Here is a 26,556-nt window from a genome sequence, read left to right as displayed (position 1 = left end):
CCTTGCCGCTTCCATAGCGCCCAACCCCTCGCCGCCTCACGTTCTGGAGCATGCGCATGGCCAAGGCCGATCTGGTCTTCACCCGCGGTCCCGTCTTCACGGTGGACCCGGCCCGTACCCGGGCGACGTCTCTCGCCGTCATCGGCGACCGGATCGCCGCCGTCGGCCACGACGAGGTGCGCGAGCTCATCGGCCCGGACACCGAGGTCGTCGACCTGACGGGGAAGCTGCTGCTCCCGGGCTTCCAGGACGCCCACGTCCACGCGGTGTTCGCCGGGGCGGAGCTCGCCCAGTGCGACCTGTCGGAGACCGTGAGCGTCGACGAGTACCTGCGCCTGGTCCGTGCCTACGCGGACGCGAACCCGGACCGTGAGTGGATCTCCGGCGGCGGCTGGTCGATGGAGAGCTTCGAGGGCGGTCTGCCGACCCGGCAGCTGCTCGACTCGGTCGTCCAGGACCGGCCGGTCCTGCTGTCGAACCGTGACCACCACGGCGCCTGGGCCAACACGCGGGCGCTGGAGCTGGCGGGGATCACCGCCGACACCCCCGACCCCGCCGACGGCCGCATCGAGCGCGAGGCGGACGGCACCCCCAGCGGCATGCTCCAGGAGGGCGCCGCCGGCCTCGTCGGCCACCTGGTGCCGCCGATGTCGGACGCGGACCGCCTCGCCGGGCTCTACCGCGCCCAGTCGCTGCTGCACTCCCTCGGCGTCACCGGCTGGCAGGACGCGATGCTCGGGGAGTTCCACGGGCAGCCCGACCCCTCCGACGCCTACATGACGGCCGCGCTCGACGGCACGCTGACCGCCCGGGTGACCGGGGCTCTCTGGTGGGACCGGGAGCGCGGCGCCGAGCAGATCCCCGAACTGGTCGCGCGGCGCGAGAAGCTGAACGCCGGCCGGTTCCGTGCGACCTCCATCAAGATCATGCAGGACGGTGTCGCGGAGAACTTCACCGCCGCGATGACCACCCCGTACCTGGACGGCTGCGGCTGCGCCACCGCCAACTCCGGCCTGAGCTTCGTCGACCCGGACGCGCTGCGCGGCTACGTGACCGAGCTCGACGCCCTCGGCTTCCAGGTGCACTTCCACGCCCTGGGCGACCGGGCCGTCCGGGAGGCCCTCGACGCGATCGAGGCCGCGACGGAGGCCAACGGCCGTCGGGGCAACCGCCACCACCTCGCCCACCTCCAGGTCGTCCACCCCAGCGACCTGGCCCGGTTCGCCGCGCTCGGCGCCATCGCCAACATCCAGCCCCTGTGGGCGGCCCACGAGCCGCAGATGGACGAGCTGACGATCCCGTTCCTCGGCACGGAGCGCGCCGCCTGGCAGTACCCCTTCGGCGATCTCGTCCGCGCCGGGGCCACGCTCGCCGCCGGCAGCGACTGGCCCGTCAGCAGTCCCGACCCGATCGCGGGCATCCACGTGGCCGTGAACCGCCGCGACCCCGAATCCGCCGACGCGCCGGTCTTCTACCCCGAGCAGCGGCTCGACCTCCCGACCGCGCTGGCCGCCTACACCGCCGGCACCGCGCACGTGAACGGTCACGACGACGCGGGCAGCCTGCGCCCCGGGAACCTCGCCGACCTCGTGGTCCTGGACCGCGACATCCTGACGGCTCCGCCGGAGGAGATCGGCCGGGCCCGAGTGGAGCGGACCTACGTCGGCGGCAAGCTCGTCCACGCGAGCTGACCGGGCGGTCTAGCCGTGCTTGCGTACCGAGGAAGCCCGTACATCGAGGCGGGTCGGGACGAGCGTCCCGGCCGGCTCCTGGCTGCCGCGCTCCAGAACCCTCACCAGGTGGTCGATGCCGGCCTCCGCGATCGCCTCGGGCCGCAGACTCAGGGTGGTCACGGGCGGCTCGGTGTGCTCGGCCGTGACGTCCTCGCTCACACAGACGAGGAGCAGATCGCCGGGTACGTCGTAGCCGTGGCGGCGGGCCGCGTCCAGGACGAGGGGCGGGCTCGCCTCGGCGACGACGAGGAGGGCGTCAGGCCGGCCTCCTCCGTCAGACCTGTCACGTCCATCAGACCTGCCACCTCCATCAGAAGGGTCTCCACCGGCCTCCGGAGCTCCCGCCAGGGCGGTCTCGACGGCGCGGACCACCGGTCCGTTGCCGGGTGCCCCGACCCGTACGACACGCTCCGGCAGGCCGTGCTCCGCGCACCACACCCGGTGGGCGGCGAAGACCTCGGCATGGAAGCGGGTGGTGCTGTCGGGTACGACGAGGACGGGCCTCCGGGCGCCCTGCTCCCGGAAGTGGTCCAGAACGGAGCGCACGGCCGCGTCGGTGTCGACGTCCACCCAGTGCGCCCCGGGCCGCCCCTCCACGGAGCGGTCGCTGAAGACCGGGATGCCTGCGGCGAGCACGTCGTCGACGATCCGGTCGTCGGCACCGGGATCGGTGACGACCACGGCCTCGAGCGGCAGGTCGGCCCACTCGCTCTGCAGGGACCCGGAGGGCAGCAGGACCATGGCGTAGCCGCGTCGCAGTGCGGTCGCCGCCGTGGCCCCGGTCAGCCGGGCGAAGTACGGCGACTCCAGGAAGACCGAGGAGACGTCGGCCGGTTCGCCGACCACGTATCCGATCAACCTGGCTCGACCCGCGCGTAGTTGGCGCGCGGTGGCATTGGGCCGGTAGCCCATTCTGCGCGCGGTCTCGCGGGCCTTCTCCCGCACTTCGGGAGAGAGCCTTCCGGTGTCGTTGAGAGCTGCCGAGACGGTCGTCTTGGACAGGCCCGCCTCGCGGGCGACGTCGACGAGGCGGACGCGCGGGGTGGGTGAAGAGGGCTGCCCGCCGTGCCGTGATCCAGAGGTCATGAACCGATGTTGCCACCCTCCTGACCTTTGCAAAACCGTTCCCGCAAGACCTTGTGCGGGAACGTTCCCGCATTAATACTCGCTCCATCCCCCAGCGCCCGTCACTACACCCGTAAAGGGGTGGGTCTGCATGCGCATGTCGAGAACCATCGCGCTCCTCACCTGTACCGCCGCCCTCGCGGCCACGACTGCCGCCTGCTCCGGCGCCACGAAGCCCCAGGCCGCCCCCGACGGCGGCGCCGGCTACGAGGTCACCCCGACCTCGCCGCCCGCGAAGGGCTCCCTGGACTCGTTCACCTGGTCCCTGTACGCCGAGCCGTACACGCTCGACTACGCCCTCGCGTACGACTACCCGCCGAACACGGTGCTCGCGAACGTGTGCGAGCAGCTCTTCCGGGTCACGCCCGACATGAAGATCGAGCCCGGTCTCGCGGTCGCGTACAAGCAGCCCGACCCGCGCACGCTCGTCTACACCCTGCGTTCCGGGGTGAAGTTCCACGACGGCACGACCATGACCGCCGACGACGTCGTCGCCTCTCTCAAGCGCCAGATGGACCCGGCAACCGGCTCGCCGTGGGGATCGGCCTTCAAGAACGTCGACGCCATCGAGAAGACCGGCCCGCTGGAGGTGACCCTCCGCCTCGGCAAGGCCGACGTCCTGCTGCACGAGCTGATGGCCGCCTCCCCCGGCACCATCGAGAGCGCCGCGTACCTGAAGAAGGCCGGCAAGGACTACGGCACCCCCAAGGGCGGCGTGAACTGCACCGGCCCCTTCTCCCTCGAATCCTGGGACGCGGGCTCCGGCATCACCCTGAAGAAGAACGCCGCCTACTGGGACCCGAAGCTCGCGCCCAAGTCGGAGTCCGTCAAGTTCACCTTCATCGAGGACCCGGCGGCGCGCACCAGCGCCATGCTCTCCGGCACCGCCGACGGCGGGTACATGGTGCCCACGTCCTCGATCCAGCAGCTCCGCACCAGCGGCAAGGGCACGCTGCTCTTCGGCCCGAACACCGCCGCCGCGGACCTCGCCGTCCTCGACCTCCACGGCCCGCTCGGCAACCTCAAGGTCCGCCAGGCCCTCTCCATGGCCCTCGACCGGAAGAACATCGTCAAGGCCGCGGCCGGCGGTGTCGGCGTCCCCGCGAAGGCCCCCGCCGCGCGCGGTGCCTGGTCGCTCGCCCCGGAGAAGACCGCCGAGCTGTACGACACGCTGCCCGAGCCCGTCTACGACGTCGAGGCCGCGAAGAAGCTCGTGCGGGAGGCCGGCGCCTCCGGTCGCACCATCACCCTGGTCACCAGCACGCTCGCCCCCGAGATCAGCATCGTCGCCACCGCCGTGCAGGCCGCCGGCCGGCAGATCGGCCTCGACGTCAAGCTGAAGTCCGTCGCCCCCGAGGCGTACAGCAGCATCTTCGTCGACCCCGACGCCCGCGCCGGTCTCGACCTGGTGATCACCAACGGGTACGACAACACGCCCGACCCGCTGGAGTTCTACCAGTACTTCCGCACCGGGGACTTCGGGAACTACGGCAACTGGTCGAACGCCGAGTACGACGTCGCCTTCGACCGCGCCAACTCGGAGCCCGACCCGGGCAAGCGCGCCGAGAAGACCGCCGAGCTCCAGAAGATCGCGCTGCGCGAGCTGCCGAGCATCCCCGTGTACGAGGCGCCCTACAACGTCTTCCTCGGCAAGCGCATCACCGGTGCCCCCACCGGCATCGCCCAGCTGTACTACCCGTGGGCCGCGACGATCGGGGCCGCGAAGTAATGACCCGATACCTCGTCGGCCGGCTCCTCGGGCTGGTGGCGGTGCTGTTCGTGACCTCTCTCGTGGTCTTCGGCGCCATCCACCTGGCCCCCGGCGACCCGGTGACCTTCCTGCTCCACGGCCGCCCCGCGACGCCCGAGGCCGTGGCGGCCCTACGCACCCAGTACCACCTGGACGACCCGCTGGCCGTCCAGTACGCGAAGTGGCTCGGCGGCGTCCTCACCGGCGACTTCGGCACCTCCGCCCAGTTCCACCAGGACGTGGCCGACCTCATCGGCTCCCGGCTGCCCAGCACGGCGCTGCTCGTCGCGTACGCGGCGCTGCTCGTCACGCTGATCGGCGTCGGGTCCGGCATCCTCGCCGCGCTGCGCCCCGGCCCGCTGGACCGGACGGTGCTCATCGGCACCGGTGTCGCCACGGCGACCCCGTCCTTCGTGAGCGCCATCGTGCTCGTGTCGCTCTTCTCGGTGCAGCTGGGCTGGTTCCCCGGCCCCGGCGGCACCCCGGTGGGGTTCTCCCAGCAGATCCACCACCTGACCCTGCCGGCCTTCGCCCTGGCGATGACCTTCGCGGGGCTGCTCGCCCGGGTCACCCGCTCCGCGATGCTCGACGAGCTCGGCCGGGAGCACGTCGAGGTGGCCCGCGCCCGTGGCGTCGCGGGCCGGACCGTGGTCCGCCGGCACGTCCTGCGCAACGCCCTCGGTCCGGTCGTCACGGTCGGCGGCACGATGCTCGCCGGCCTCCTCATCAGCACCTCGATCGTCGAGACCGCGTTCGACGTGCCCGGGCTCGGCTCGCTGCTCGTGTCGTCGGTGACGGCCCAGGACTTCGCGGTCGTGCAGGCGATCACCCTGCTCAGCGTCGCCGCCTTCGTCCTCGTGAACCTCGCCGTCGACCTGCTCGCGCCCCTCATCGACCCCCGGCTGTCGCTCCACGGGGAAGGCTCCTCATGACCACCACCACCTCCTCGGTGCCGTACCGCAGGCCCGGACTCCGCCGACTGCGCGGCCTCGGCCAGGGCCCCCTGTTCACCGTCTCGGTCGCGGTGCTCATCGCACTCGTCCTGGTCGCCCTCCTCGCCACCGTCCTCGCCCCGTACGACCCCGAGGCCGTCGACCTCTCGTCGAGCCTCGTCGGGACCGGTGCCGACCATCTGCTCGGCACCGACCAGTCCGGGCGCGACATCCTGTCCCGGCTGCTCCACGGCGCCCGCACCGGACTCCTCGGACCGCTGCTCGTCGTCGCCGTCTCCACCCTCCTCGGCACCCTGATCGGCGTCGTGGCGGCCTGGCGGGGCGGCTGGGCGGACACGATCCTGTCCCGCTCGATGGACATGGTCTTCGCGATCCCCGGGCTGCTCCTCGCCATCCTGCTCGTGACCGTCGTCGGCTCCGGGATGACCGCGCCGGTGATCGCCATGGCGGTGGCCTACACCCCGTACGTGGGACGGCTCGTACGCGGCATCGCCCGCCAGGAGAAGGCTCGTCCGTACATCGACGCGTACCGGGTGCAGGGCTGGTCCGGCTGGACCGTCTGCCTGCGCCATCTGCTGCCGAACATCGCCCCCACCGTCTTCGCCCAGTCCGCGATGAACTTCGGGTACGCGCTGATGGACCTGGCGGCCCTCTCCTACCTCGGCTTCGGCGTGCAGCCGCCGACCGCCGACTGGGGCGCCATGATCAACGAAGGCCAGTCGGCCGTCCAGCAGGGGGCGATGCTGCCGGCCCTCGCGCCCTCCGCGTGCATCGTGCTCGCCGTGGTGGCGTTCGGCATCGTCGGCGAGGGGCTCGCCGACCGGATCGCGAAGCGTGAGCGGTGAACGGCATGAGGGAACAGCGGGACACGACCCCGGTCCTGGAGATCGACGGCCTCGGGGTCCGGCTCCCCGACGACCGGGCCGCGCGGCCGATCCTCGACGGCGTCAGCCTGCGGGTCGGCCCCGGGGAGAGCGTCGGCCTGGTCGGCGAGTCCGGCTCCGGCAAGTCGGTGGCCTGCCGCAGCGTCCTCGGACTGCTGCCCGGGGGCTCGCGCACCAGCGGTGAGGTCCGGGTCGCCGGCCGGGACGTGCTCACCATGAACCGTACGGAGCTGGCCGCGCTGCGGGCCCGGCAGGTCTCGATGGTCTTCCAGGACCCGCGGGCCTCCGTGAACCCGCTGCGCCGCGTCGGCGACTTCCTCACCGAGGGGCTGCGCGCGGCCGGCACCCCGGCCGCCACGGCGACCGGGCGGGCCCTGGAGCTCCTCGAAGCGGTCGGCATCCGCGACCCGCACGGCGCCCTGCGCCGCCGGCCGCACGAGTTCTCCGGCGGCATGCTCCAGCGGGTGGTCATCGCCGCGGCGCTCGCCGCCGAACCCGCACTGCTCGTCGCCGACGAACCGACCACCGCCCTGGACGTGACGACCCAGGCCGAGATCGTCGGGATCCTCACCCGGCTGCGGGCCGAACGCGGCACGGGCATGCTCTTCGTCACCCACGACCTCGAACTGGCCGCCGCCGTCTGCGACCGGGTGTACGTCATGTACGCGGGCCGGATCGTGGAGACCCGGTCCACCGACGAGCTGTTCGACCGGCCGCGCCACCCGTACACGGCGGGGCTGCTCGCCTGCACGCCGAGCATCGAACCGGGCGCCCCGGCGCCGCGGCCCATCCCGGGACGTCCCGTCTCGCTCGCCGAGGCTCCGCCCGGCTGCGCTTTCGCGGCGCGCTGCGCCCACGCGCTGCCCCGCTGCTCCGAGGAGAAGCCCGTACTCGCCCGGCACGGCGACGGACTCGCCGCCTGCCACCGCGCCGACGAAGGGATCGCGCTGTGACCGCCTCAGCAACGAAGGCACCGGTCGTCGAGGGGCTGGTCGTCGAAGGCCTGCACAAGCGGTACGGGGACCACTCGGCGGTCGACGGCGTGTCCTTCGCCCTGGCACCGGGCTCCTGTCTCGCCCTCGTCGGGGAGTCGGGCAGCGGCAAGACGACCACGGTCCGGATGCTCGTCGGCCTGGAGCGCCCGGACGGCGGCACCGTCCGCCTGCACGGCCGGGACCGTTCCGCCCGCCCCCGGGGCCGGGCGGAACGCCTGGCCAGGGCCCGGGAGATCCAGATGGTCTTCCAGGACCCGTACCTGTCGCTCGACCCCCGGGTGACCGTGTCCGGCTGCCTGGACGAGGTACTGCGCCTCCACTCCGGACTCGACGGTACGGGCCGCCGGGCGCGCGTCGCCGAACTCCTCGACCAGGTCGGCCTGGGGGCACGCGAGGCCTCGGCCCTCCCCCGCGGCCTCTCCGGCGGGCAGCGGCAGCGCGTGGCGATCGCCCGCGCGCTGGCCGTGGAGCCCCGCGTCCTCGTCCTCGACGAGGCGGTCGCGGCGCTCGACGTGTCGATCCAGGCTCAGATACTCGAACTCCTCGGCGCGATCCGCCGCGCGTCGGGGATCAGCTACCTGTTCGTCACCCATGACCTGGCGGTGGTCCGGCACGTCGCCGACGAGGTCCTGGTGCTCAAGTCCGGCAGGGTCGTGGAGTCGGGCCCCACTGCGCGAGTCCTGGACGCCCCGGAACACCCGTACACCCGGCTGCTCCTGGACTCCGTTCCCCGGCGCGGCCGGCGGCCGGCGGGCCGTTGACCCAGGTCGTGTCCGGAAAGTCCCGCCTGGCCCGCGGGCAGACGACGCTGCTTTCCGGACACGACCTAGCTCCCCAGCCGCGCGAGGACGGCTCGCATCGCCCGCTCCACCGCCGCCCTGGACTCCTCGGTGGGATCGACCAGTTCGAAGCTGTGGTGGCCGTGCGGAACGTCGACGATCTCGACGTCGGCCCCCTTACTCGCGGCGGCGGTCAGGAACTCCTCGACCGTCGCCGCGAAAGCCGGATGCTCACGTCCGGCCCGCGTCAGGACGATCGGCGGCCCGTCCGCCGTACCCACGACATCGACGGGCCGGAAGCGGGACTCCACCGCGCCCCAGCCGGGCAGCGGCGCCAGGACGGGGTAGGTCGCCGCCACACAGCGCAGCCACGGCGGAGGCGCGGCCAGCCAGTCGGCCGCCAACAGCCCGCCCGCGGAGAAGCACCAGAGCGCGATCCGCTCCTCGTCGACGCGCGGATCGGCGCGGACGAGGGCGACCGCCTCGGCGAGGTCCTCGGCCGCGAGGGCGAAGTCGGCGATGCCGTACAGCCGGTGGTCCAGGGTCACGCCGACCGCGCCGAGGCTCGCCGCGTAGCGGGCGTACCCGAGGAGGAACGGGGTGTCCCGTGGGGTGGGCCGCTGGTCGGGGGCGACGGGGCCGCCGTGGACGAAGACGACGGCCGGCCGGGGCCGATCGGCGTCCGGGAGGTGGAGGTCGTCCGGGAGGTGGAGATCGGCCTGCGGCTGAACGTCGGCCGGTAGGTGGAGATCCACCCGTCCCCTCCGCTCACGCGGTACTTCGGGTACGTCGAGGAGGAAGGGCAGGAGGTGCGTCGGCCGCTCGTCCACGGGCTCGGACGCGGTCACCCGGTGCCCCTCCCCCGCCGCCGCCCGGCACAGCAGCTCGGCCAGCTCCCCGGGCGCGGAGAGCATCGGCCAGTGCCCGGTGTCGAGGTCGAGGAACCGCGTCCTGTCGTCGGCGAGCGCCCGGAACTGCGGCGGCCCGGAGTCCACCAGCATCTGCACCAGGTCGACGCTGTTCCCGTTGGCGGTGCACAGCACCCCGGTGATGGGCAGGCCGGCGGCCGCGCCGGTCAGCCGGAGCCGCTGGGTGAGCGTGCCCACCGGCTGGGGCGCGGCAAGGCTCTCAAGCCGTTCCAGTGCCTCGTGCGACACACCCTCGGTACTGCCCCAGCGGGACCAGGTGCCGGGCTCCGGCGGCGCGACCCACCCGTGGTCCTCGCCGGCGCCGTCCGCGAGCCGCGCCCGTACCTCGGGGTCGGGTACGGAGCGCAGCGCGGCCTCGCCGTCCTCCGGCAGCCCCGTGTCGAGGGAGACGATCCGGGCGACGCGCTCGGGGCGCCGGTCGGCGGCGCCGAGGACCGGGTGGAGCCCGTAACCGTGCCCGACGAGGACGATCCGGGGCGGCCGGATGCCGTCGATCAGCCGTACCAGGTCCTGGATGTGCGTCTCCAGACCGATGCCGGATCCGTTGTCGATCCGTCGGTCACCCAGTCCCGGGAGGGTCACCGGGTACGCCTCCGAGCCCGTCGCCCGGAGCCGGGACACGGTCTCCTCCCAGACCCAGCCACCGGTGAAGGGGCCGGACACCAGCACGAAAACGGTCATGATCGTCTCCTCAACTCCTCGGGGATGTCCCGCCGCCACGCTAGGAACTCCCCCTGCGGGAGATTCAAGGAGCTGCGGCGCGTGGTCGACGGCCGGATTCGTCGACCTCGCGCGGACGCCGTACGTCACACTGAAGCCGACCATGTGGAAGGGCACCTGCTGAGGGCCCACGAAGGAGGCTCACTCCGTGGTGGCCGAGGCGCTGTGGAGCATCGGGGAGCTCGCCGAGCGGGCCGGTGCCACCGTGAAGACCGTGCGGTACTACTCCGACCGGGGTCTGCTGCCCGAGGCGGGGCGCAGCTCCGGCGGGCATCGCCGCTACGGGCCCGAGGCCCTCGACCGGCTCCGGCTGATCCGCTCGCTGCGGGTCCTGGATCTGCCCGTCCCGGATGTGGAACGGGTCCTCGAACGGGACGAGGCCCTGGAAGAGGTCGTCGCGGGGCAGTTGCGGGAGCTGGGGTCCCAACTGGCCGCGCTGCGCTGGCGCGAGGCCTCGTTGCGCCTCCTCCAGGACTGCACGGGCGAGGAGCGGGCGGCGCGATTGCGGCTGATCGGGGCGGTGTCCGTGCCGCCCGACACGGCGGCCCTGGCCAGGTTCTGGCGTCGGATCCTGCCGGTACGGCTGCCGGGGCGGGTGGTGTCCATGGTTCTCGACGCGGTGGTGCCGGAGCTCCCGGAGGAGCCGAGCCCCGCGCAGGTCCTCGCCTTCGCCCGGCTGCACGCGCTGGTGTCCGATCCGCGCCTCGACCGGCCGGGGTCGCGGCCGGCGCCGCCGCTGCCGGACGGCGAGTACCGGCTGGCGGTGCTGTACGAGGGTCTGGCGGAGGCGTACACCCTGGCGTCGGCGGAGCTGCGGGACGGACGCGACCTGCGGGACGGCGGGGCCCTGCACTGTTTCGTCGCCGCCTACGCCGACGCGCGCGGGACGGCGGACTCGCCCGCCTTCCGGCGCGGGCTCCTCCCGCTGCTCGCCCGGAGCGACGGGCCCGTGATCACCCGGTACTGGAAGCTCGCCACCGGCTTGTTCGCCCCGGGTGAGCCGGTCCTCGGCGCCCTCCATCATCACCTCTCCGTCGCTCTCCACGTCCAGGTCGAGGCCCAGGCCGGCTGACCCTTCCCGCATGGTGGGCCGCCGGGCGTCCACGTGGTGGGCGGTGTGGTGGCGGATGTCGGCGTCCATCCGGCATCGCCGCAGGTCAGAGCGGTGCGTAGGGTGCGTCAGGTGGCGCAATACTGCCGCAACACCATCCGGTACGCCGCGCCGCTACGTTCCTTGCCATGCCCGCCGAACCCGCTTCCGCCGCCCGCCCCGTCGCCGCCGCCCGCCGTCGGCGGCTGCGCGCGGACCGGGCGCGGCAGCTCGCCGACCTGCTGCGCCACCAGATCCTGGCGGGTGGCTTCCCGGGCGGGATCCTTCCTCTCGAGGACGTGATCGCGGCCGACTTCCGGGCCAGCCGGAACACCGTCCGGCAGTCCCTGGACCTGCTGCGCGGCGAGCAGATCGTCGAGCGGCAGCCGGGCGTCGGCACGGTGGTGGTGTGCGAGAAGTACCCGCACGGCCTGGACCGGCTCCAGGGGCTCGCCGAGACGCTGCGCGAGCACGGGCGGGTCACCAACGAGGTCCGGACCGTGGGGCCGGTCGGCGCGCCGGGCCCGGTGGCCCACCGGCTCGGGCTGCCGGAGCACTCCGACGTGCTCTGCATCGAGCGGCTGCGTCGGCTCAACGGGCTGCCGCTCTCCCTCGACCTGTCGTACCTCCCGATGGACATCGGGAGTGAACTCCTCGGCTGCGACCTGGAGAACACGGATGTGTTCCGGCTCCTTGAGCAGCTGACCGGCGGCCCGCTCGGGCACGCCGAGATCACCCTGGAGGCCGTCAACGCCGACGCGCACTCCGCCGCCGTGCTCCAGGCCCCTCGCGGGGCCGCCGTCCTGATGCTGGAGCGGCTGACCTGTCTGCCCGACGGGCGGCCGGTGGACCTGGAGTTCATCCGGTTCCGCGGCGACCGCATCACCATGGGCGGCGTGCTGCGCCGCTCGCTCTGATCCCCTCCCCGCTCCGCCGACCCCTTTCCTGGAGACAGCCATGCCTCTGGTCCCTCAGCGCGCCGACGTGCCCGTGACCATCGACGAGTCGAAGTGCATCGACGGATGCACTCTCTGCGTCGACATGTGTCCGCTGGACTCGCTCGCGATCCGCGAGGAGGACGGCAAGGCGTACATGCACGTGGACGAGTGCTGGTACTGCGGCCCGTGCGCCGCCCGCTGCCCCACCGGCGCGGTCACCGTCAACATGCCCTACCTGCTCCGGTGAAAGGCCGAACTCCCATGTTCCGAGGAAGACTTCCTCTGCTCCACCACCGGAGGGCCGGGCGACTCGCCCTCCCCCTCGCGCTCCTCCTGCCCCTCGCCGCCGCCTGCGGGACCGACGCCGGAGGCTCGTCCGACGGGAAGTCGGTCACGGTGACGGTCGGCTACCAGTCGAAGACCATCAACACCGTGACCGCCGGAACCCTGTTGCGCTCCCTCGGCTACTTCGAGGAGGAACTCGCCGCCCGGGGCCGGAAGGACGGCGTCACCTACCGGGTGGTCTGGCAGGACTACGCGACCGGGGCCCCGATCACGGCACAGATGACGGCGGGGAAGATCGACATCGGCTCGATGGGCGACTTCCCGCTGTTGATCAACGCGGCGCGGGGAAAACAGCTCAAGGAGCCGACACGGCTCGTCGCGGTCACCGGTTACAACCTGCACGGGGGCCTCAACACCGTGGTCACCAAACCCGGTTCGTCGCTGCGGTCGCTCGCGGACCTGAAGGGCCGCAAGGTGTCCACCAGTGTCGGTTCGGCCGCCGACGGCACCCTCGTACGGGCGCTGCGGCGGGCCGGGATCGACCCCGCGAAGGATGTCCGCAAGCTCAACCAGCAGCCGAGCGTGGGGGCTTCGGCCCTGTCGGCCGGAAGTGTCGACGCGCTGTCCCAGTTCGTCGCCTGGCCCGGTCTGCTCGCCTTCCAGGGCAAGGCCGAGGCCCTGTACGACGGCGCCGAGCTGAACCTGCCGACCTTCCACGGGGTCACCGTCCGGGAGGAGTTCGCCCGGCGACGACCCGCCGTCCTCGACGCCTTCCTCCGCGCGCAGCACCGGGCGACCGACCACCTGCGCACGCGGCCGGTGGCCGCCGCCGAGTCGGTCGCGAAGGAGACCGGGCTGCCCGCCGAGGTGGTCTACCTCTACAACGGCGCCCAGGGCATCGCCACCTTCGACCCGGCGCTCCGCCCGGAGCTGGTCGCAGCGCTCAAGGAGGACGTGCCGGTCCTCAAGGAGGCGGGTCTGGTCGAGGACGTCGACGTGGACGCCTTCGTCGACACGGCGCCGCTGCGCCGGGCGGTGCCGGACCCCGCCTACCCGAAGGCGAGCGCCCCGAGGTCCGAGCTGTGGCTGAAGGGTCAGAGCTCGACCCGTACCTTCGACAGCCCCGCCGCTCTCCTCAAGGCCGTCAAGGGGGCCTCCGTACGGGCCGCCTACGTGCCGGACGCGGTGACGGGGACGCTGTGGTTCGCGGACCGGGCGGTGTGGGTCGCGGACGGTGGCGACTGGCGGGCCTTCGTGACCCGGTCGGGCGCCGAGCGGTACGTGACCGGGCACGCCGGCTCGCGGATCGTCCCGTACCCGGACGCCGTGCGGCTCGCGTCATGAGCACGGGAAGCCGTGAGACCGGCGTCATGAGCACGGAACGCCGTGAGACCGGTGTCACGGGCGCGGAACGCCGTGCGGCTCCCGTCCGGACCGCCGGTCGTCGTGAGGCGCGCACCGGAGCCGCCGGCCGCCGTCTGGTCCGGATCGCCTCCCCGCTCGCGGCCCTCGGGCTCTGGCAGGTGCTGACGTCCCTGGACGTCGATCTGTGGCTGCGGTTCGAACAGTTCCCCACGGTCGTCGAGGTCGCCTCCGCCCTCGCGGACCGGATCGGCACCGAGGCGTACTGGCAGGATCTCGGGCACAGTCTGCGCCGGATCGCGGTCGGATTCCTCCTCGCCGCCGTCCTCGGCGTGGCGGCCGGGACGGCCGTCGCCCGGTCCCGGTGGACCGCCGACATCCTGGGCCCGCTGGTCGAGGTGGTACGGCCGATCCCGGCCATCGCCCTGGTGCCGGTCGCGATCCTGCTGCTGCCCACCAACGAGCAGGGCATCGTCTTCATCACCTGCGCCGCGGCCCTCTTCCCCGTGCTCGTGTCGACCCGGCACGCCGTGCGGGCCCTCGACCCGGTGTGGGAGGAGGCGGTGCTCACCCTGGGCGGTGGCCGGGCCCGCGTGCTGTTCTCGGTCGTGCTGCCGGGCGCCCTGCCGGGGATCTTCGGCGGTCTGTCGGTGGGCATCGGCGTCTCGTGGATCTGTGTGATCTCGGCGGAGATGATCTCCGGCGAGTACGGCGTGGGCTACCGCACCTGGCAGGACTACACGGTCGTCGACTACCCCGGCGTCTTCGTCGGCATGGCCACCATCGGCACCCTGGGCTGGCTCACCTCGACCGCGGTCGAGACGCTCGGCCGCCGCGTCACGGCGTGGCTGCCGCGCCCGACCGCCCGGGTCCCGGCCGGCGGACCCGCCCGGACGACGAGCACCCCCGTACCCACCGCTTCCCGTGTCCGCCGCCCCGAGAAGGAGCCGGTTCCATGAGCACCGTGAGCCCGACCGCCGTGTCCGCGAAGCCGACGACGGTGCCGGCCCCCGCCGGTGCGGAACTCGCCCTGCACGCAGTCCGGCTCGGCCACCCCGACGGGGTCGCCGTGCCCGGCCCCGTCGAGCTGCGGATCGCGCCCGGCGAACTGCTGACCGTGGTCGGCCCCTCCGGCTGCGGCAAGACCACCCTGCTCCGTACGCTCGCCGGGCTGCTGCCCCCGCTGGAGGGTCGCGTCACGCAGGACGGGGAGCCGATCCGCCGGCCCGCCGCCGACCGGGCCCTGGTCTTCCAGCACGACGCGCTGCTGCCCTGGCGTTCGGTCCGCGCCAACGTCGAACTGCCGCTCGCCATCCGCCGGGTGCCCCGCGCCGAGCGGCGCCGCTCGGCCGAGGAGTGGCTGGAGCGGGTCGGGCTCGGCGGGCACGCCCGCAAGCTCCCGCACCAGCTGTCCGGCGGGCAGAGGCAACGCGTCCAGCTGGCCCGCGCCCTCGCGGCACGCCCCCGGGCCGTCCTGATGGACGAGCCGTTCGGCGCGCTCGACGCCCACACCCGGGCCGGGATGCAGGACCTCCTGGTGGAGATCCTGCGGGGCACGGGCGCGACCGTCGTCTTCGTCACGCACGACGTCGACGAGGCGCTCCATCTGGGCGACCGGGTCGCTCTGTTCGCGACCGGCGAGGTCCTGGACGTGCCGCACCCGCGCTCGCGGGAAGCGCGGCAGGCGCCGGACACGGCCGCGCTGCGCCGCCGCGTCCTCGACTCCCTCTGAGGCCCGCCGAGCGTCCGCGGGAGGTCCGCCGGACCTCCGCCGGAAGGACACCGACACCGCGACACACATCCGGACCCCGGACCCCCGGACCTCGCCCCGGCCCCGGCCAGCCGATCCCCGAAGCTTCGAAAGGCACCCCGTGGACACCCCCCTGACCGTGCCCGACCTCGCCGACGCCACCGAGCTCTCCTGCGACGTGCTCGTCATCGGCGGCGGCACCGCCGGCACGATGGCCGCGCTGACCGCCGCCGAGCGCGGGGCGAACGTCCTGCTCCTGGAGAAGGCACACGTCCGGCATTCCGGCGCCCTCGCCATGGGCATGGACGGCGTCAACAACGCGGTCGTGCCCGGCCGCGCCGAACCCGACGACTACGTCGCCGAGATCACCCGCGCCAACGACGGCCTCGTGGACCAGTCGACGGTCCGCCAGACGGCGACCCGCGGCTTCGGCATGGTCCAGCGCCTCGAGTCGTACGGGGTGAAGTTCGAGAAGGACGAGCACGGCGAGTACGCGGTCCGGCAGGTGCACCGGTCCGGCTCGTACGTCCTGCCGATGCCCGAGGGCAAGGACGTCAAGAAGGTCCTCTACCGGCAGTTGCGGCGGCGCGAGATGCGGGAGCGGATCCGGATCGAGAACCGGGTCATGCCGGTCCGCGTCCTCACCCACCCCGACGACGGGCGGGCGATCGGCGCGGCCGGGTTCCACACCCGCACGGGCGAGTTCGTCGTCGTCCGGGCGGGCGCCGTGATCCTGGCCACGGGCCCGTGCGGGCGCCTCGGTCTGCCGGCCTCCGGCTATCTGTACGGCACCTACGAGAACCCGACGAACGCGGGCGACGGCTATGCCATGGCGTACCACGCGGGCGCGGCGCTCACCGGGATCGAGTGCTTCCAGATCAACCCCCTGATCAAGGACTACAACGGCCCGGCCTGCGCCTATGTCGCCAACCCCTTCGGCGGCTACCAGGTGAACCGGCACGGCGAACGGTTCGTGGAGTCGGACTACTGGTCGGGGCAGATGATGGCCGAGTTCGCGGCCGAACTCGCCTCGGACCGGGCCCCGGTGTACCTCAAGCTGAGCCATCTCCCCGAGGAGACCATCGGCGCGGTCGAGTCGATCCTGCACACCACGGAGCGGCCCACGCGCGGCACCTTCCACGAGGGCCGCGGGCACGACTACCGGACCCATGACATCGAGATGCACATCTCGGAGATCGGCCTGTGCGGCGGTCACTCGGCCTCGGGGGTACGGGTGGACTCCCACGCCCGGACGACCGTGCCCCGGCTGTACGCGGCCGGCGACCTGGCCTCCGTACCGCACAACTACATGATCGGCGCGTTCGTCTTCGGCGACCTGGCGGGCGAGGACGCGTCCCAGTACACCGCGTACGAGGGAGAGTTGGACGGCGAGCAGCTCGCGGCCGCCCATGAACTCGTGTACCGGCCGCTGCGCCGTCCGGAGGGGCCGCCGCAGCCCCAGGTCGAGTACAAACTGCGTCGGTTCGTCAACGACTACGTGGCGCCGCCGAAGACCGGCGCAAAACTCTCCCTGGCCGTCGAGGCGTTCACCCGCATGTCGGGCGAGATCGCAGGGATGGGGGCGCGTACGGCGCACGAGTTGATGCGGTGCGCGGAGGTGTCGTTCATCCGGGACTGCGCCGAGATGGCGGCGCGGGCCTCGCTCGCCCGGACGGAGTCGCGCTGGGGTCTCTACCACGAGCGGCTCGACCACCCGGAGCGGGACGACGCGGGCTGGCTGCACCACCTGGATCTGCGCAAGTCGCCTTCCGGGGCTATGGAGTTCACGGCGCGGCCGGTCGAGCCGTATCTGGTGCCGGTGCCCGAGTTCGCGCCGCCCGGTGGTCCGGAACGGCACCTCGGCGAGGTGGAGCTGGTCCCTGTCGCCACGGCCGGCCCCCGGGACACGGCTCCGGCGGCGCGTCCGCACACGGACGCGAGCGCGGACACGAACACGGACACGGACCCGCAGATCGCGGTCGGAGCCCCACCGGTCGAGGCCCCTCACCCCCGTCTGCTCCGACTCCTCTCGCTCGTCGAGGACTCCCCCGACCTCGACGCCCTCGGCCCCTACCTGGACGACACCGATCCCGCCGTACGGGCCGCCGCCGTCACCGCTCTCGGCGAGACCGCGCCCGTCGGCACCGGACCCGTGCTCGCCGCGCGGCTGCGGGACGACTCGCCTCTCGTACGGGCCGCCGCCTCGGCCGCCCTGCGTGAGCTGGTCGAGGTCCTGCCCGCCGAGCCGGAGCTCGGGGACGGTCTGCGGGAGGCGCTCGCCTTGCCCGACCCGGCCGTACGGTCCGCCGCGCTGGAGGTCCTGCGGGCCCTGCGGCTCGGGGACGCCGCCCTGTACGGCGGGGCGCTCACCGACACGACGGTGGAGGTACGGGTCCAGGCTGTGCGGGCCCTCGTCTCGGTGGACGCGGTCACGGAGCTGGCGGTGGCGGCCGCCGATCCGGCCCGTGAGGTCCGGGTCGCGGTGGCCCGGGGTCTCGCCGCCGTACGGAATCCGGCGCCCGAACCGCTCGGCCCGCTGCTCGACGACCCCGACCCGCTGGTCCGGGGCGCGGCGCTCGCGGCCCTGGCGGGCACCGGCTGCCCGCCCGCGTACGCGGCGAGCACCGGGGCCGCTCTCGGCGATGCCGCCTGGCAGGTCCGGTCCGGCGCCGCGACCGCCCTCCGGGCCGCTCCGGCCGACCTGGCCGTCCCCGCACTGGCGAAAGCGCTCGCCGACGCGAACGCGGACGTCAGGAAGGCCGCCGTCCTCTCGCTTCTCGCCCACCGGGCCGATCCCACGGCCCGTACGGCACTCGCCGGGGCGTCCGACGACCCCGACGCGGACGTACGTGCCTACGCCGCCCGCGCGGCGCGCTGAAGCCGGGGCGGAGTCCACGGGGCGGTCGCCGTGTGGAGGTGCTGGGCGCGCGGCCGGGCGGGCGGCTCGGCGGGAAGCGTCCCGGTGAGGGGAAAGCCGCAGGCGAGCGCGGTCCGGCACGATCCCTCGTTGCCGACGGCGTGGACGAGTTCCAGGGCGCGGCCGGCGAAGGGGCTGTCCTCGTCCGCCGCCCACCGGGCGACGAGGGACAGCGCCCGGGAGGCGATCCCGCGCCCGCGTGCCTCCGGCGCGGTCCAGTAGCCGACGCGTACGGCTGCCGCTCCCCCACCGGTGACGGCGATGTGACCGAGCGGCTCCGTGAGCCCGGTCGTCGTCTCTTCGACGACCGCGAAGGCCGCCCTCGTCCCGGCCGCCCAGCCGGCGTTCTGCGCGTCCACCCACGCGCGCGCCTGCCGGGTCGTGTCCAGATGGGTGGCGAGCCAAGCGCGCAGCTGCGGGTCCCGGTGGTGGCGTACGAGCGGCTCGGCGTCCTCGTACGACCAGGGCCGCAGCAGCAGGGGCGGGGCCGACGGGTCCGTACCGGTGCCGGTGGTTTCTCGGAGTGGGGGCTGCGGGCGGTTCATGACCGGACGGTAACCCCCGCGACCGGGGGTCCGCGCACCCGGGCGTGTGGTGATCGGCGGCACTCGGGTGAGTGCGCGCATGCGGGGAGGCGTACCGGGGAAGGGGCGCACGACGCACGCAGCGAGCAGGACGACGAGGAGGTGGTGCCGGTGTCGGGGCCGACGACCGGAGAGGCGGTGGGAGCACCGTGCTGGCTGAGTCTGACCGCGCGGGATCTCGACGTGGCGGAGCGCTTCTACGGGGCCGTGCTGGGCTGGACGTTCCGGCGGGGCGGCGAGGAGCGGGAGTACTCGGTGGGTCAGCTGGGCGAGAAGCCCGTCGCCGTGATCGCGGCGGTGGCGAACGAGCTGTCCGTACGGGTGGCCTGGACGGCGATCTTCACCGTGGAGGACGCGGACGAGGCGGTGGCGCGGATCCGGGAGCGTGGCGGCACGGTCGGCGTGGGGCCGGTCGCCTATCCGCCCCACGGGCGTGCCGCGCTCGCCACCGACCGCGAGGGCGCGGCGTTCGGCGTCTGGGAGGGACGGACGGAGACCCGCCTGCACATCGGGATGCACTCGGCGCCCGCCTGGCTGGAGTTGCACACCCGGGACGCCTTCGAGGCGGCCGTGTTCTACGGGGAGGTGCTCCGCTGGGCGGACGGGGGGCCCGGCGGTGTGGAGGTCTCGTACGAGCAGGACAAGGTGGTGCTGCGGCGCGACGGCGAGGCCGTCGCCCGGCTGAACAGCGGGCCGGTCGAGTCCGGTTCGCCCCGGCCGCAGCTGCGTCCGCGCTGGCTGGTGCGGTTCCGGGTGCCGGATCCGGAGGCGGCCGCGGTGGCGGTCGTGGCTCACGGCGGGTCGGTCGTACCCGGCGGCGACTGGGGCGGGGTGCGCGGCGCGAAGGCGGCCGACGAGCGCCGGGCGGTGGTCGTACGGGACCCGGAGGGTGCGCTGTTCACCCTCGACGCGGCCGAGGACGACAAGGGCTGACCGGTGAACCGGTGAGCGGTGCGGGCCCGGGTCTTCTTCCCGTGCCCGCACCGCTCGTCGGCCGGTGCCCGCCGTCACTCAGGCAGCGGCCTCGGTGGCGGCGCGCGGTGCGGCCCCCGGTTCCACGCCCGCCGCGTCGCCGGCCGGCGCGGCGGCGACCCTGCTCGGGATGAACGCGGCGACGACAGCGGCCACCAGGCCGACGCCGCAGCCGATGAGCATGGCGACGCGGAAGCCGTCCTCGGACGGCAGCGCGTGGCCGCCCAGGGTGGTGGTCATCTGGGCGAGGACGACACCGATCACGGCGGCCGAGACGGAGGTGCCGATGGACCGCATCAGGGTGTTGAAGCTGTTGGCGGACGCGGTCTCCTCCTGCGGGACCGCGCCCATGATGAGCGCCGGCATGGCCCCGTAGGCGAGTCCCACACCCGTGTTGCAGATGAGGGTCACGACGAGCAGGCCCCAGGTGGTGCCCATCAGCGCGAGCGAGGAACCGTATCCGGTGGCGATGACGAGGGCGCCGACGGAGAGCGTGACCTTGGGGCCGCGGGCGGCGGAGAGCTTGGCGCCGAGCGGCGCGAGGATCATCATCATCAGGCCGGCCGGGGCCATCCACAGGCCCATGGCCATCATCGACTGGCCGAGCCCGTAGCCGGTCGCCTCGGGCAGCTGGAAGAGCTGCGGGACGACCAGGGACTGCGCGTACATGGCGAATCCGACCAGGATCGACGCCATGTTGGTCATCAGGACGACCGGGCGGGCGGTGACGCGCAGGTCGACGAGGGGATCCCTGGTACGCAGCTCCCACCAGCCCCAGGTGAGCAGGACGACCACTGCGACAGCGAGCAGGCCGAGGGTGGTGCCGCTGTCCCAGCCCCAGGTGGCCCCCTTGGAGACGGCGAGCAGCAGGGCGACGAGCCCGACGCCGAGACCGAGCGCGCCCGCCATGTCGAAACGGCCGGGGGCGGCGGCGCGGTGTCCGGCGGGGGCGACGCGCCAGATCAGGAAGCCCACCACGATGCTGAGTGCCGCGGCGACCCAGAAGAGGACGCGCCAGCTGGCGTTCTCGGCGACGGCGGCGGAGAACGGCAGGCCGAGGGCGCCGCCGACGCCCATGGAGGCGCTCATCAGGGCGATGGAGCCGCCCAGCTTCTCGGGCGGGAGGATGTCGCGCAGCAGGCTGATGCCGAGCGGTACGACGCCCATGCCGAGGCCCTGGAGACCGCGTCCGACGATCATCGGGACGACGGAGGAGGCGAGCGCGCAGACCACCGAGCCGGCGATCAGCGGGATGACGGAGACGAGCAGGACCCGCCGCTTGCCGAGGGTGTCGCCGAGCCGGCCGGCCACGGGAGTGGCGACGGCGCCCGCGAGCAGGGTGGCGGTGATCACCCAGGAGGCGTTGGACGCGCTGGTGTCGAGCAGCTTCGGGAGGTCGCCGATGAGCGGCACCACCAGGGTCTGCATGAGTGCGGCCACGATGCCCGCGAGCGCGAGGACGCCGACGACGCCTCCGGTTCGGGCGTCGGGCTTGGAGCCGTCCACGTGTTCTCCCTCGATCGTCCACGGCGGTCGTCCGCCATAGCTCTCTATGCATACTGCACATCATTGGCGTCATACACAAGTCGTGCATGATGCACATTCGATCTCCGCGAGGGACAATGGCCTCATGGACAAGCCCGTGGACAAACCCATTCACCTGGTCGAGTTCGAGACCATGCTGCTCGGTCGGCACGCCCATCTGTACGCGCCCCGCTCCCGGGCCGCCGGCGGCCACCTGGACCGCAGCGCCTACGTCCTGCTGAGCCGTATCCGCATGCACGGGCCGATGTCCATCGGGCAGCTCAGCGAGGCCTTCGGGCTCGACGCCTCCACCCTCAACCGGCAGACCGCGGCGATGCTGCGCGCCGGGGTCGTGGAGCGCATCCCCGACCCCGAGGGCGGGATCGCCCGTAAGTTCCGCATCACGGAGGAGGGCGAGCAGCGCCTGGAGGCCGACCGGACCTCGAACATCGAGGGTCTCGACCGGGTCATGGAGCACTGGTCGCCCGAGGACGTGGCCCGCTTCGCGGCCTTCCTCGAACGCTTCAACCGGGACATCGAGCGCCTGGAGGGGCGCCCCTGGCCGCGACCCTGACGCGACCACCCCCGCAAGGGGTCGTCAGAGAGCCGCTCGGGCCGCCACCCGGCCCCGGCGATCCGCCGTGGCCAGGGCGGTGTTGACCACGACGACGACGGCGAAGGCGATGGCCCAGCCGTCCCGCCCCAGGGCGTGGAGCGCGGCCGCCGCGGCGCCGAACACCAGCGCCTTCACGGCCAGAACACCCGCCAAGGGCACCCGCACACGGGCCTTCGGAGCGGCGAACATCCCCCACAGGACGGCCGCCGCCGTGGGCGCGGCGACAGCGAGCAGGAGGCGCGGAGCGAAGGTCTCCGCGCTCTCCCATCCCCACCGGGCGAGGACGGCCAGGGCCGCCAGCTCCAGGAGGAACGCCAGCCCCTCGTTGAGCACATACAGGGGGCCGGGGAGCTTCATCGGATGTGCCTTCCTACGTCACCGGTGCGACCGACAGAGATCATCACACTTCCACGCTTCCGCACGCCGGACTTCCGCCAGAACCCTTTACGAGGCAGTCGCGTGGCGATACGTTCCGGCCACGCAAGATGTTTCTGCAAGTTTCCGACAGCGTTTCCAAAGGGCTTCGACTCCCGTCCGGGGCAGAGGTCTGCCCGGTGACGCGCGGTCCTGCCTGGAGATTCGGATGACACGCACCCGCGGACTGACACGCACTCACAGACGGCTGCCCCTACGTCCGTCGGCCGCCCTGGCCGTCGGCGCCGGCATCCTCGGCCTGGTGGCCGCGCCGTCCGGCGCCCTCTCCCCCGACGCCGACCCGCGCACCGCCCCGGTCGCGGCGACCGCCGAGAACACCGCGACGGTCTTCTACTGGACGAAGACCAAGAACTGGGCGCTGTACAACCTCCATTGGGCCCCCGACGGCGGCTCCTGGACCACCGTCCCCGGCGTGGCCATGGAGGCCGCCTGTACGGACTGGGTGAAGAAGACCGTCACCCTCGGTACGGCCGCCGGGCTCCAGGCCACCTTCAACAACGGCAGCGGCACCTGGGACAACAACGGCGGCAAGAACTACGCCCTCGGCACCGGCTCCCTCACCGTCAAGGACGGGGTGATCGCCCACTCCGACCCCTGCGCCGGAACCGAACCCGAGCCGACGCCGACGCCGACCTCGGGCGCCAAGGCCACCGTCTACTACTCGACCGAGGCCCTGGGCTGGTCGACCGTCAACTTCCACTACCAGCCGGCAGGTGGCGCCTGGACCACGGTCCCCGGTGTCGGCATGCAGGCCGCCTGCACCGGCTGGTGGAAGCGGGAGGCCGACCTCGGGACGGCCACCTCCCTCAAGGCCGCCTTCAACAACGGCAACGGCACCTGGGACAACAACGGGGGCGCCGACTACACCATCGGCACGGGCGTCAGCACCGTACGGAACAACGTGGTGACGGCGAACGCGGCCGACCCGTGCGCCGCCGAGGTGCCCGACACCCAGGCCCCGACCGCCCCCGCGAAGGTCACCGCCGCAGCGGACGGCGTCTCGGTGCTGCTCACCTGGGACCCCGCCACCGACAACAAGGGCGTGACGAAGTACCAGGTCACCCGGGTGGGCGGCAGCGGTGGGACGGTCGTCACCGACGTCGGTTCCACCGTGTTCTCCGACACGGGCCTCGCCGAGCGGACCGCGTACACCTACACGGTGAAGGCCGTGGACGCCGCGGGCAACGTCTCCGCCGCGTCGGCGCCCGCGACCGCCACCACCGGGGCCAGGCCGGCGAACCCAGGCACGGGGAAGCCGCTCGGCACCGACCCGCGCAAGGACCCGATCTACTTCGTCCTCACCGCCCGTTTCAACGACGGCGACCCGTCGAACAACCGCGGGGGAAGCCAGCACACCGAGTCGGGCAACGCGGCCAACGACGACCCCATGTTCCGGGGCGACTTCAAGGGCCTCGTCCAGAAGCTCGACTACGTCAAAGCCCTCGGCTTCTCGGCGATATGGGTCACCCCGGTGGTGCTCAACCGGTCCGACTACGACTACCACGGCTACCACGGCTGGGACTTCTACAAGGTCGACCCGCGCCTGGAGTCGGCCGGCGCCTCCTACCAGGACCTGATCGACGCCGCGCACGCCAAGGGCATGAAGATCTACCAGGACGTCGTCTACAACCACTCCTCCCGCTGGGGCGCCAAGGGCCTCTTCACGCCCACCGTGTACGGCGTGCGGGACAGCCAGTGGAGCTGGTACTACGACGAGAAGCAGCCGGGCTTCGAGTACGACGGCCTGACGATCGACGCGAAGACCGGGAAGTCGTACTACAACGGCGATCTGTGGTCGACGGCCGAGCCGGCCGGCAACACCTGCCTCAACTGGGGCAAGCCCACCGGCGGCAAGAGCGCCGAGGGCTACACCGTCTACAACTGCCAGTGGCCGAGCCCGACGTCCGGGATGTTCCCGAAGGCGCTCTTCCACCAGTGCTGGATCGGCAACTGGGAGGGGGAGGACTCCCGTTCGTGCTGGCTGCACGAGGACCTCGCCGACTTCGACACCGAGAACCCGACCGTGCAGAACTACCTGATCGGCGCCTACGACAAGTACATCGACATGGGTGTCGACGGCTTCCGCGTGGACACCGCCGTGCACATCCCGCGCACCACCTGGAACCGCCGCTTCCTGCCCGCCATCCAGGAGCGGGTGACGCAGAGCCACGGTGCCGAGGCGGCGAAGAACTTCTTCGTCTTCGGCGAGGTCGCCGCGTTCGTGAACGACAAGTGGAACCGCGGCTCGGTGAACCACTCGGCGCAGTTCTACACCTGGAAGGAGCGGAAGGAGTACGACGCGGACGACGCCAAGGCCGCCCTGGAGATGTACGACTACGAGCAGCAGCAGGGCACCGGGAGCCAGCCCACCTCCACCAACGCCTTCCTGTCCGGAAACAGTTACCACACCCCCGACCACAGCCGCTTCTCGGGCATGAACGTCATCGACATGCGCATGCACATGAACTTCGGTGACGCGTACAACGCCTTCTCCAACGGCAAGGACTCGGACGACAGTTACAACGACGCCACCTACAACGTCGTCTACGTCGACAGCCACGACTACGGCCCCAACAAGTCGAGCGAGCGGTACACGGGCGGCACCGACGCCTGGGCCGAGAACATGTCCCTGATGTGGACCTTCCGCGGCATCCCGACCCTGTACTACGGCTCCGAGATCGAGTTCCAGAAGGGCAAGAAGATCGACTGCGGGCCCTCCTGCCCGCTCGCCACGACCGGCCGCGCGTACTTCGGCGACCACGTCGCCGGCTCCGTCACGGCCTCCGACTTCTCGCAGGTCTCCTCGGCCTCCGGCGCGGTCGCGACCACACTGGAGCAGCCCCTGGTGAAGCACGTGCAGCGGCTCAACCAGATCCGCCGGGCGATCCCCGCGCTCCAGACGGGCCAGTACTCCACGGAGGGCATCTCGGGCGGCATGGCGTTCAAGCGCCGCTACACCAGCGGGAGTACGGACAGCTTCGCCCTGGTCACGATCTCCGGCGGCGCCACGTACACGGGCATCCCGAACGGCACGTACACCGACGCCGTGACCGGCGACGTGAAGACCGTCGGCAACGGCACGCTCTCGGTCGGCGCCCCCGGCAAGGGCAACCTGCGGGTGTACGTCCTGAACGGCCCCGGCAGGATCGGCGTCTCGGGCCCGTACCTGAAGTAGCCCACGCACAGGCGACAGGAAGGGGGCGGGAGGCACACCCTCCCGCCCGTTCCCCTGGTCGCCGGGCTCCGCTCACGTCAGCGGCGTGCGGTGCAGGGTGACCAGCAGGCGCCAGATCTGGTGGGCGATCCGGTCCGAGTCGCCCTCGACGAGGCCGTGGAGCCAGTCGGCGAGCACTCCGGCGAACGTCGCGGCCACCGCCGAGGCGATCAGCTCCGGTTCGGGGGCGCCGGCCAGACTGCGCTCGTGGAAGCTGCGGGCCCTTAGGTCCTCGTGGAGGACGAGGCCGAGCGGTCCGCCGCCTCCCGGGCGCAGCAGGGCGCGGTAGAGACCCGCGTGCGGGGCGAGTTCGGCGAGGAAGCCGAGCAGTGCGGGCGGCGGGGAGGCCGGGTCGGGGGTGCCCCGCCAGGCGTGCAGGGCGTCCACCGCGTCGCGGACCACGTCGGCGCAGGCGTCGACGGCGAGCGCCTCCAGGTCGCTGTAGTGGACATAGAAGGTGGCGCGGCCGACCCCGGCCCTGCGCACCAGCGTGGCGATGGTGACCTCCGCCAGCGGGCGCTCGGCGCACTCGTCGAAGAGAGCCTGCCGGAGCTTGGCGCGTGTCCTGGTCGCCCGGGGGTCTCCGGGCATCGCGGTCACGGTCCGGTCACCGGCTCAGCAGGACGGCGCCGAGGGCGAGCGCCCCCGGGAGCGCCTGGGCGACCAGGATGCGGCGGTTGGCGGTGACGCCGCCGTAGAGACCGGCGATGAGGACGCAGCTGAGGAAGAAGACCTGGACCCGGAAACCGGTCGGGTCGTCGGCGATCAGGCCCCAGACGAGTCCGGCGGCCAGGAAGCCGTTGTAGAGGCCCTGGTTCGCGGCGAGCGGCGCGGTCGCGCGGGCCATGTCGGCGTCGAAGCCCGAGAGGCTGCGCCCCGGCTTCTTCTCCCACAGGAACATCTCCAGAACCAGGATGTACGCGTGCAGGGCGGCCACCAGGCCCACCAGCACGTTCGCCGTCGTCTCCACCGTCGTCTCCTCTGCGTTCATATTTCCTGGA

Annotated in this window: 23 protein-coding genes; 16 read left to right on the top strand and 7 right to left on the bottom strand. The window is 72.7% G+C overall.

The features are described from left to right. Nucleotides 1–56: 56 nt before the first annotated feature. A complete protein-coding gene (locus OG462_RS37895) occupies nt 57–1,691 on the top strand; it encodes an amidohydrolase (RefSeq protein ID WP_406066867.1) in 1,635 nt (544 codons plus the stop codon). Nucleotides 1,692–1,700: 9 nt separating this feature from the next. Here OG462_RS37895 and OG462_RS37890 read toward each other — a convergent pair whose 3' ends face one another. After that, the gene (locus tag OG462_RS37890) at nt 1,701–2,819 is read right to left on the bottom strand and encodes a LacI family DNA-binding transcriptional regulator (protein ID WP_406064986.1); all 1,119 of its coding nucleotides are present in this window, start codon (nt 2,817–2,819) and stop codon (nt 1,701–1,703) included. 130 nt (nt 2,820–2,949) lie between these two features. Between OG462_RS37890 and OG462_RS37885 the strand changes: the two genes are divergently transcribed. The 5 genes from OG462_RS37885 to OG462_RS37865 are packed head-to-tail and all read left to right on the top strand — an operon-like array spanning nt 2,950 to nt 8,201. Further along, nucleotides 2,950–4,587 (top strand): ABC transporter substrate-binding protein, encoded by a 1,638-nt coding sequence (locus OG462_RS37885; protein ID WP_406064984.1) that lies wholly within the window; start codon nt 2,950–2,952, stop codon nt 4,585–4,587. Next, entirely contained in the window at nt 4,587–5,540 is a 954-nt protein-coding gene (locus tag OG462_RS37880; protein ID WP_406064982.1) for an ABC transporter permease, read from the top strand. The genes OG462_RS37885 and OG462_RS37880 overlap by 1 nt, the downstream gene beginning before the upstream one ends. Further along, a complete protein-coding gene (locus OG462_RS37875; protein ID WP_406064980.1) occupies nt 5,537–6,406 on the top strand; it encodes an ABC transporter permease in 870 nt (289 codons plus the stop codon). Before OG462_RS37880 ends, OG462_RS37875 begins: the two co-directional genes overlap by 4 nt. Nucleotides 6,407–6,411: 5 nt before the next feature. Then, nucleotides 6,412–7,398, top strand: coding sequence for an ABC transporter ATP-binding protein (locus OG462_RS37870; RefSeq protein ID WP_406064977.1), 987 nt, complete (start codon nt 6,412–6,414; stop codon nt 7,396–7,398). Continuing rightward, nucleotides 7,395–8,201, top strand: coding sequence for an ABC transporter ATP-binding protein (locus tag OG462_RS37865; protein WP_406064975.1), 807 nt, complete (start codon nt 7,395–7,397; stop codon nt 8,199–8,201). Before OG462_RS37870 ends, OG462_RS37865 begins: the two co-directional genes overlap by 4 nt. A 65-nt stretch (nt 8,202–8,266) precedes the next feature. On the opposite strand, the gene OG462_RS37860 is transcribed toward OG462_RS37865, so the two are convergent. Next, entirely contained in the window at nt 8,267–9,829 is a 1,563-nt protein-coding gene (locus tag OG462_RS37860; protein WP_406064973.1) for a dienelactone hydrolase family protein, read from the bottom strand. Between the two features lie 187 nt (nt 9,830–10,016). On the opposite strand from OG462_RS37860, the gene OG462_RS37855 reads away from it, so the two are divergent. From OG462_RS37855 to OG462_RS37825, 7 genes are all read left to right on the top strand, one after another. After that, nucleotides 10,017–10,940, top strand: coding sequence for a MerR family transcriptional regulator (locus OG462_RS37855; protein ID WP_406064971.1), 924 nt, complete (start codon nt 10,017–10,019; stop codon nt 10,938–10,940). Between the two features lie 167 nt (nt 10,941–11,107). Continuing rightward, nucleotides 11,108–11,875, top strand: a complete 768-nt coding sequence (locus tag OG462_RS37850; RefSeq protein WP_406064969.1) for a GntR family transcriptional regulator — start codon at nt 11,108–11,110, stop codon at nt 11,873–11,875. A gap of 40 nt (nt 11,876–11,915) precedes the next feature. Further along, on the top strand, nt 11,916–12,143 hold the full coding sequence (locus OG462_RS37845) for a ferredoxin family protein (RefSeq protein ID WP_030313017.1): 228 nt from the start codon (nt 11,916–11,918) through the stop codon (nt 12,141–12,143). 14 nt (nt 12,144–12,157) lie between these two features. Next, entirely contained in the window at nt 12,158–13,525 is a 1,368-nt protein-coding gene (locus tag OG462_RS37840; RefSeq protein WP_406064967.1) for an ABC transporter substrate-binding protein, read from the top strand. Between the two features lie 26 nt (nt 13,526–13,551). Continuing rightward, the gene (locus tag OG462_RS37835) at nt 13,552–14,502 is read left to right on the top strand and encodes an ABC transporter permease (RefSeq protein WP_406064966.1); all 951 of its coding nucleotides are present in this window, start codon (nt 13,552–13,554) and stop codon (nt 14,500–14,502) included. Next, nucleotides 14,499–15,275 carry an ABC transporter ATP-binding protein gene (locus OG462_RS37830; protein WP_406064964.1) on the top strand — a complete coding sequence of 259 codons (777 nt, stop codon included), beginning with the start codon at nt 14,499–14,501 and terminating at the stop codon, nt 15,273–15,275. The genes OG462_RS37835 and OG462_RS37830 overlap by 4 nt, the downstream gene beginning before the upstream one ends. Nucleotides 15,276–15,414: 139 nt before the next feature. Further along, nucleotides 15,415–18,171, top strand: a complete 2,757-nt coding sequence (locus OG462_RS37825) for a fumarate reductase/succinate dehydrogenase flavoprotein subunit (protein WP_406064962.1) — start codon at nt 15,415–15,417, stop codon at nt 18,169–18,171. On the opposite strand, the gene OG462_RS37820 is transcribed toward OG462_RS37825, so the two are convergent. After that, nucleotides 18,147–18,755 carry a GNAT family N-acetyltransferase gene (locus OG462_RS37820; protein ID WP_406064960.1) on the bottom strand — a complete coding sequence of 203 codons (609 nt, stop codon included), beginning with the start codon at nt 18,753–18,755 and terminating at the stop codon, nt 18,147–18,149. The genes OG462_RS37825 and OG462_RS37820 overlap by 25 nt on opposite strands. Before the next feature lie 141 nt (nt 18,756–18,896). Here OG462_RS37820 and OG462_RS37815 point away from each other — a divergent pair, with 141 nt between their 5' ends. Then, entirely contained in the window at nt 18,897–19,727 is an 831-nt protein-coding gene (locus OG462_RS37815) for a VOC family protein (protein WP_406064958.1), read from the top strand. A gap of 78 nt (nt 19,728–19,805) precedes the next feature. Here OG462_RS37815 and OG462_RS37810 read toward each other — a convergent pair whose 3' ends face one another. Further along, a complete protein-coding gene (locus tag OG462_RS37810; protein ID WP_406064956.1) occupies nt 19,806–21,272 on the bottom strand; it encodes an MFS transporter in 1,467 nt (488 codons plus the stop codon). A 124-nt stretch (nt 21,273–21,396) separates the two neighbouring features. Between OG462_RS37810 and OG462_RS37805 the strand changes: the two genes are divergently transcribed. After that, the gene (locus OG462_RS37805; protein WP_406064954.1) at nt 21,397–21,864 is read left to right on the top strand and encodes a MarR family winged helix-turn-helix transcriptional regulator; all 468 of its coding nucleotides are present in this window, start codon (nt 21,397–21,399) and stop codon (nt 21,862–21,864) included. A gap of 24 nt (nt 21,865–21,888) precedes the next feature. On the opposite strand, the gene OG462_RS37800 is transcribed toward OG462_RS37805, so the two are convergent. Further along, entirely contained in the window at nt 21,889–22,263 is a 375-nt protein-coding gene (locus OG462_RS37800) for a DUF2568 domain-containing protein (protein WP_406064952.1), read from the bottom strand. 226 nt (nt 22,264–22,489) lie between these two features. On the opposite strand from OG462_RS37800, the gene OG462_RS37795 reads away from it, so the two are divergent. Next, the gene (locus tag OG462_RS37795) at nt 22,490–25,516 is read left to right on the top strand and encodes a carbohydrate binding domain-containing protein (RefSeq protein WP_406064950.1); all 3,027 of its coding nucleotides are present in this window, start codon (nt 22,490–22,492) and stop codon (nt 25,514–25,516) included. Between the two features lie 72 nt (nt 25,517–25,588). Here OG462_RS37795 and OG462_RS37790 read toward each other — a convergent pair whose 3' ends face one another. Both OG462_RS37790 and OG462_RS37785 read right to left on the bottom strand, forming a co-directional pair. Then, nucleotides 25,589–26,146, bottom strand: a complete 558-nt coding sequence (locus OG462_RS37790) for a TetR/AcrR family transcriptional regulator (RefSeq protein WP_406064948.1) — start codon at nt 26,144–26,146, stop codon at nt 25,589–25,591. A gap of 16 nt (nt 26,147–26,162) precedes the next feature. Continuing rightward, nucleotides 26,163–26,525, bottom strand: a complete 363-nt coding sequence (locus OG462_RS37785) for a DUF1304 domain-containing protein (protein WP_406066866.1) — start codon at nt 26,523–26,525, stop codon at nt 26,163–26,165. Between the last annotated feature and the right edge of the window lie 31 nt (nt 26,526–26,556).

This window comes from Streptomyces sp. NBC_01077, assembly GCF_045162855.1.
Taxonomy (GTDB): domain Bacteria; phylum Actinomycetota; class Actinomycetes; order Streptomycetales; family Streptomycetaceae; genus Streptomyces.
This window is presented reverse-complemented; position numbering and strand designations above follow the sequence as displayed.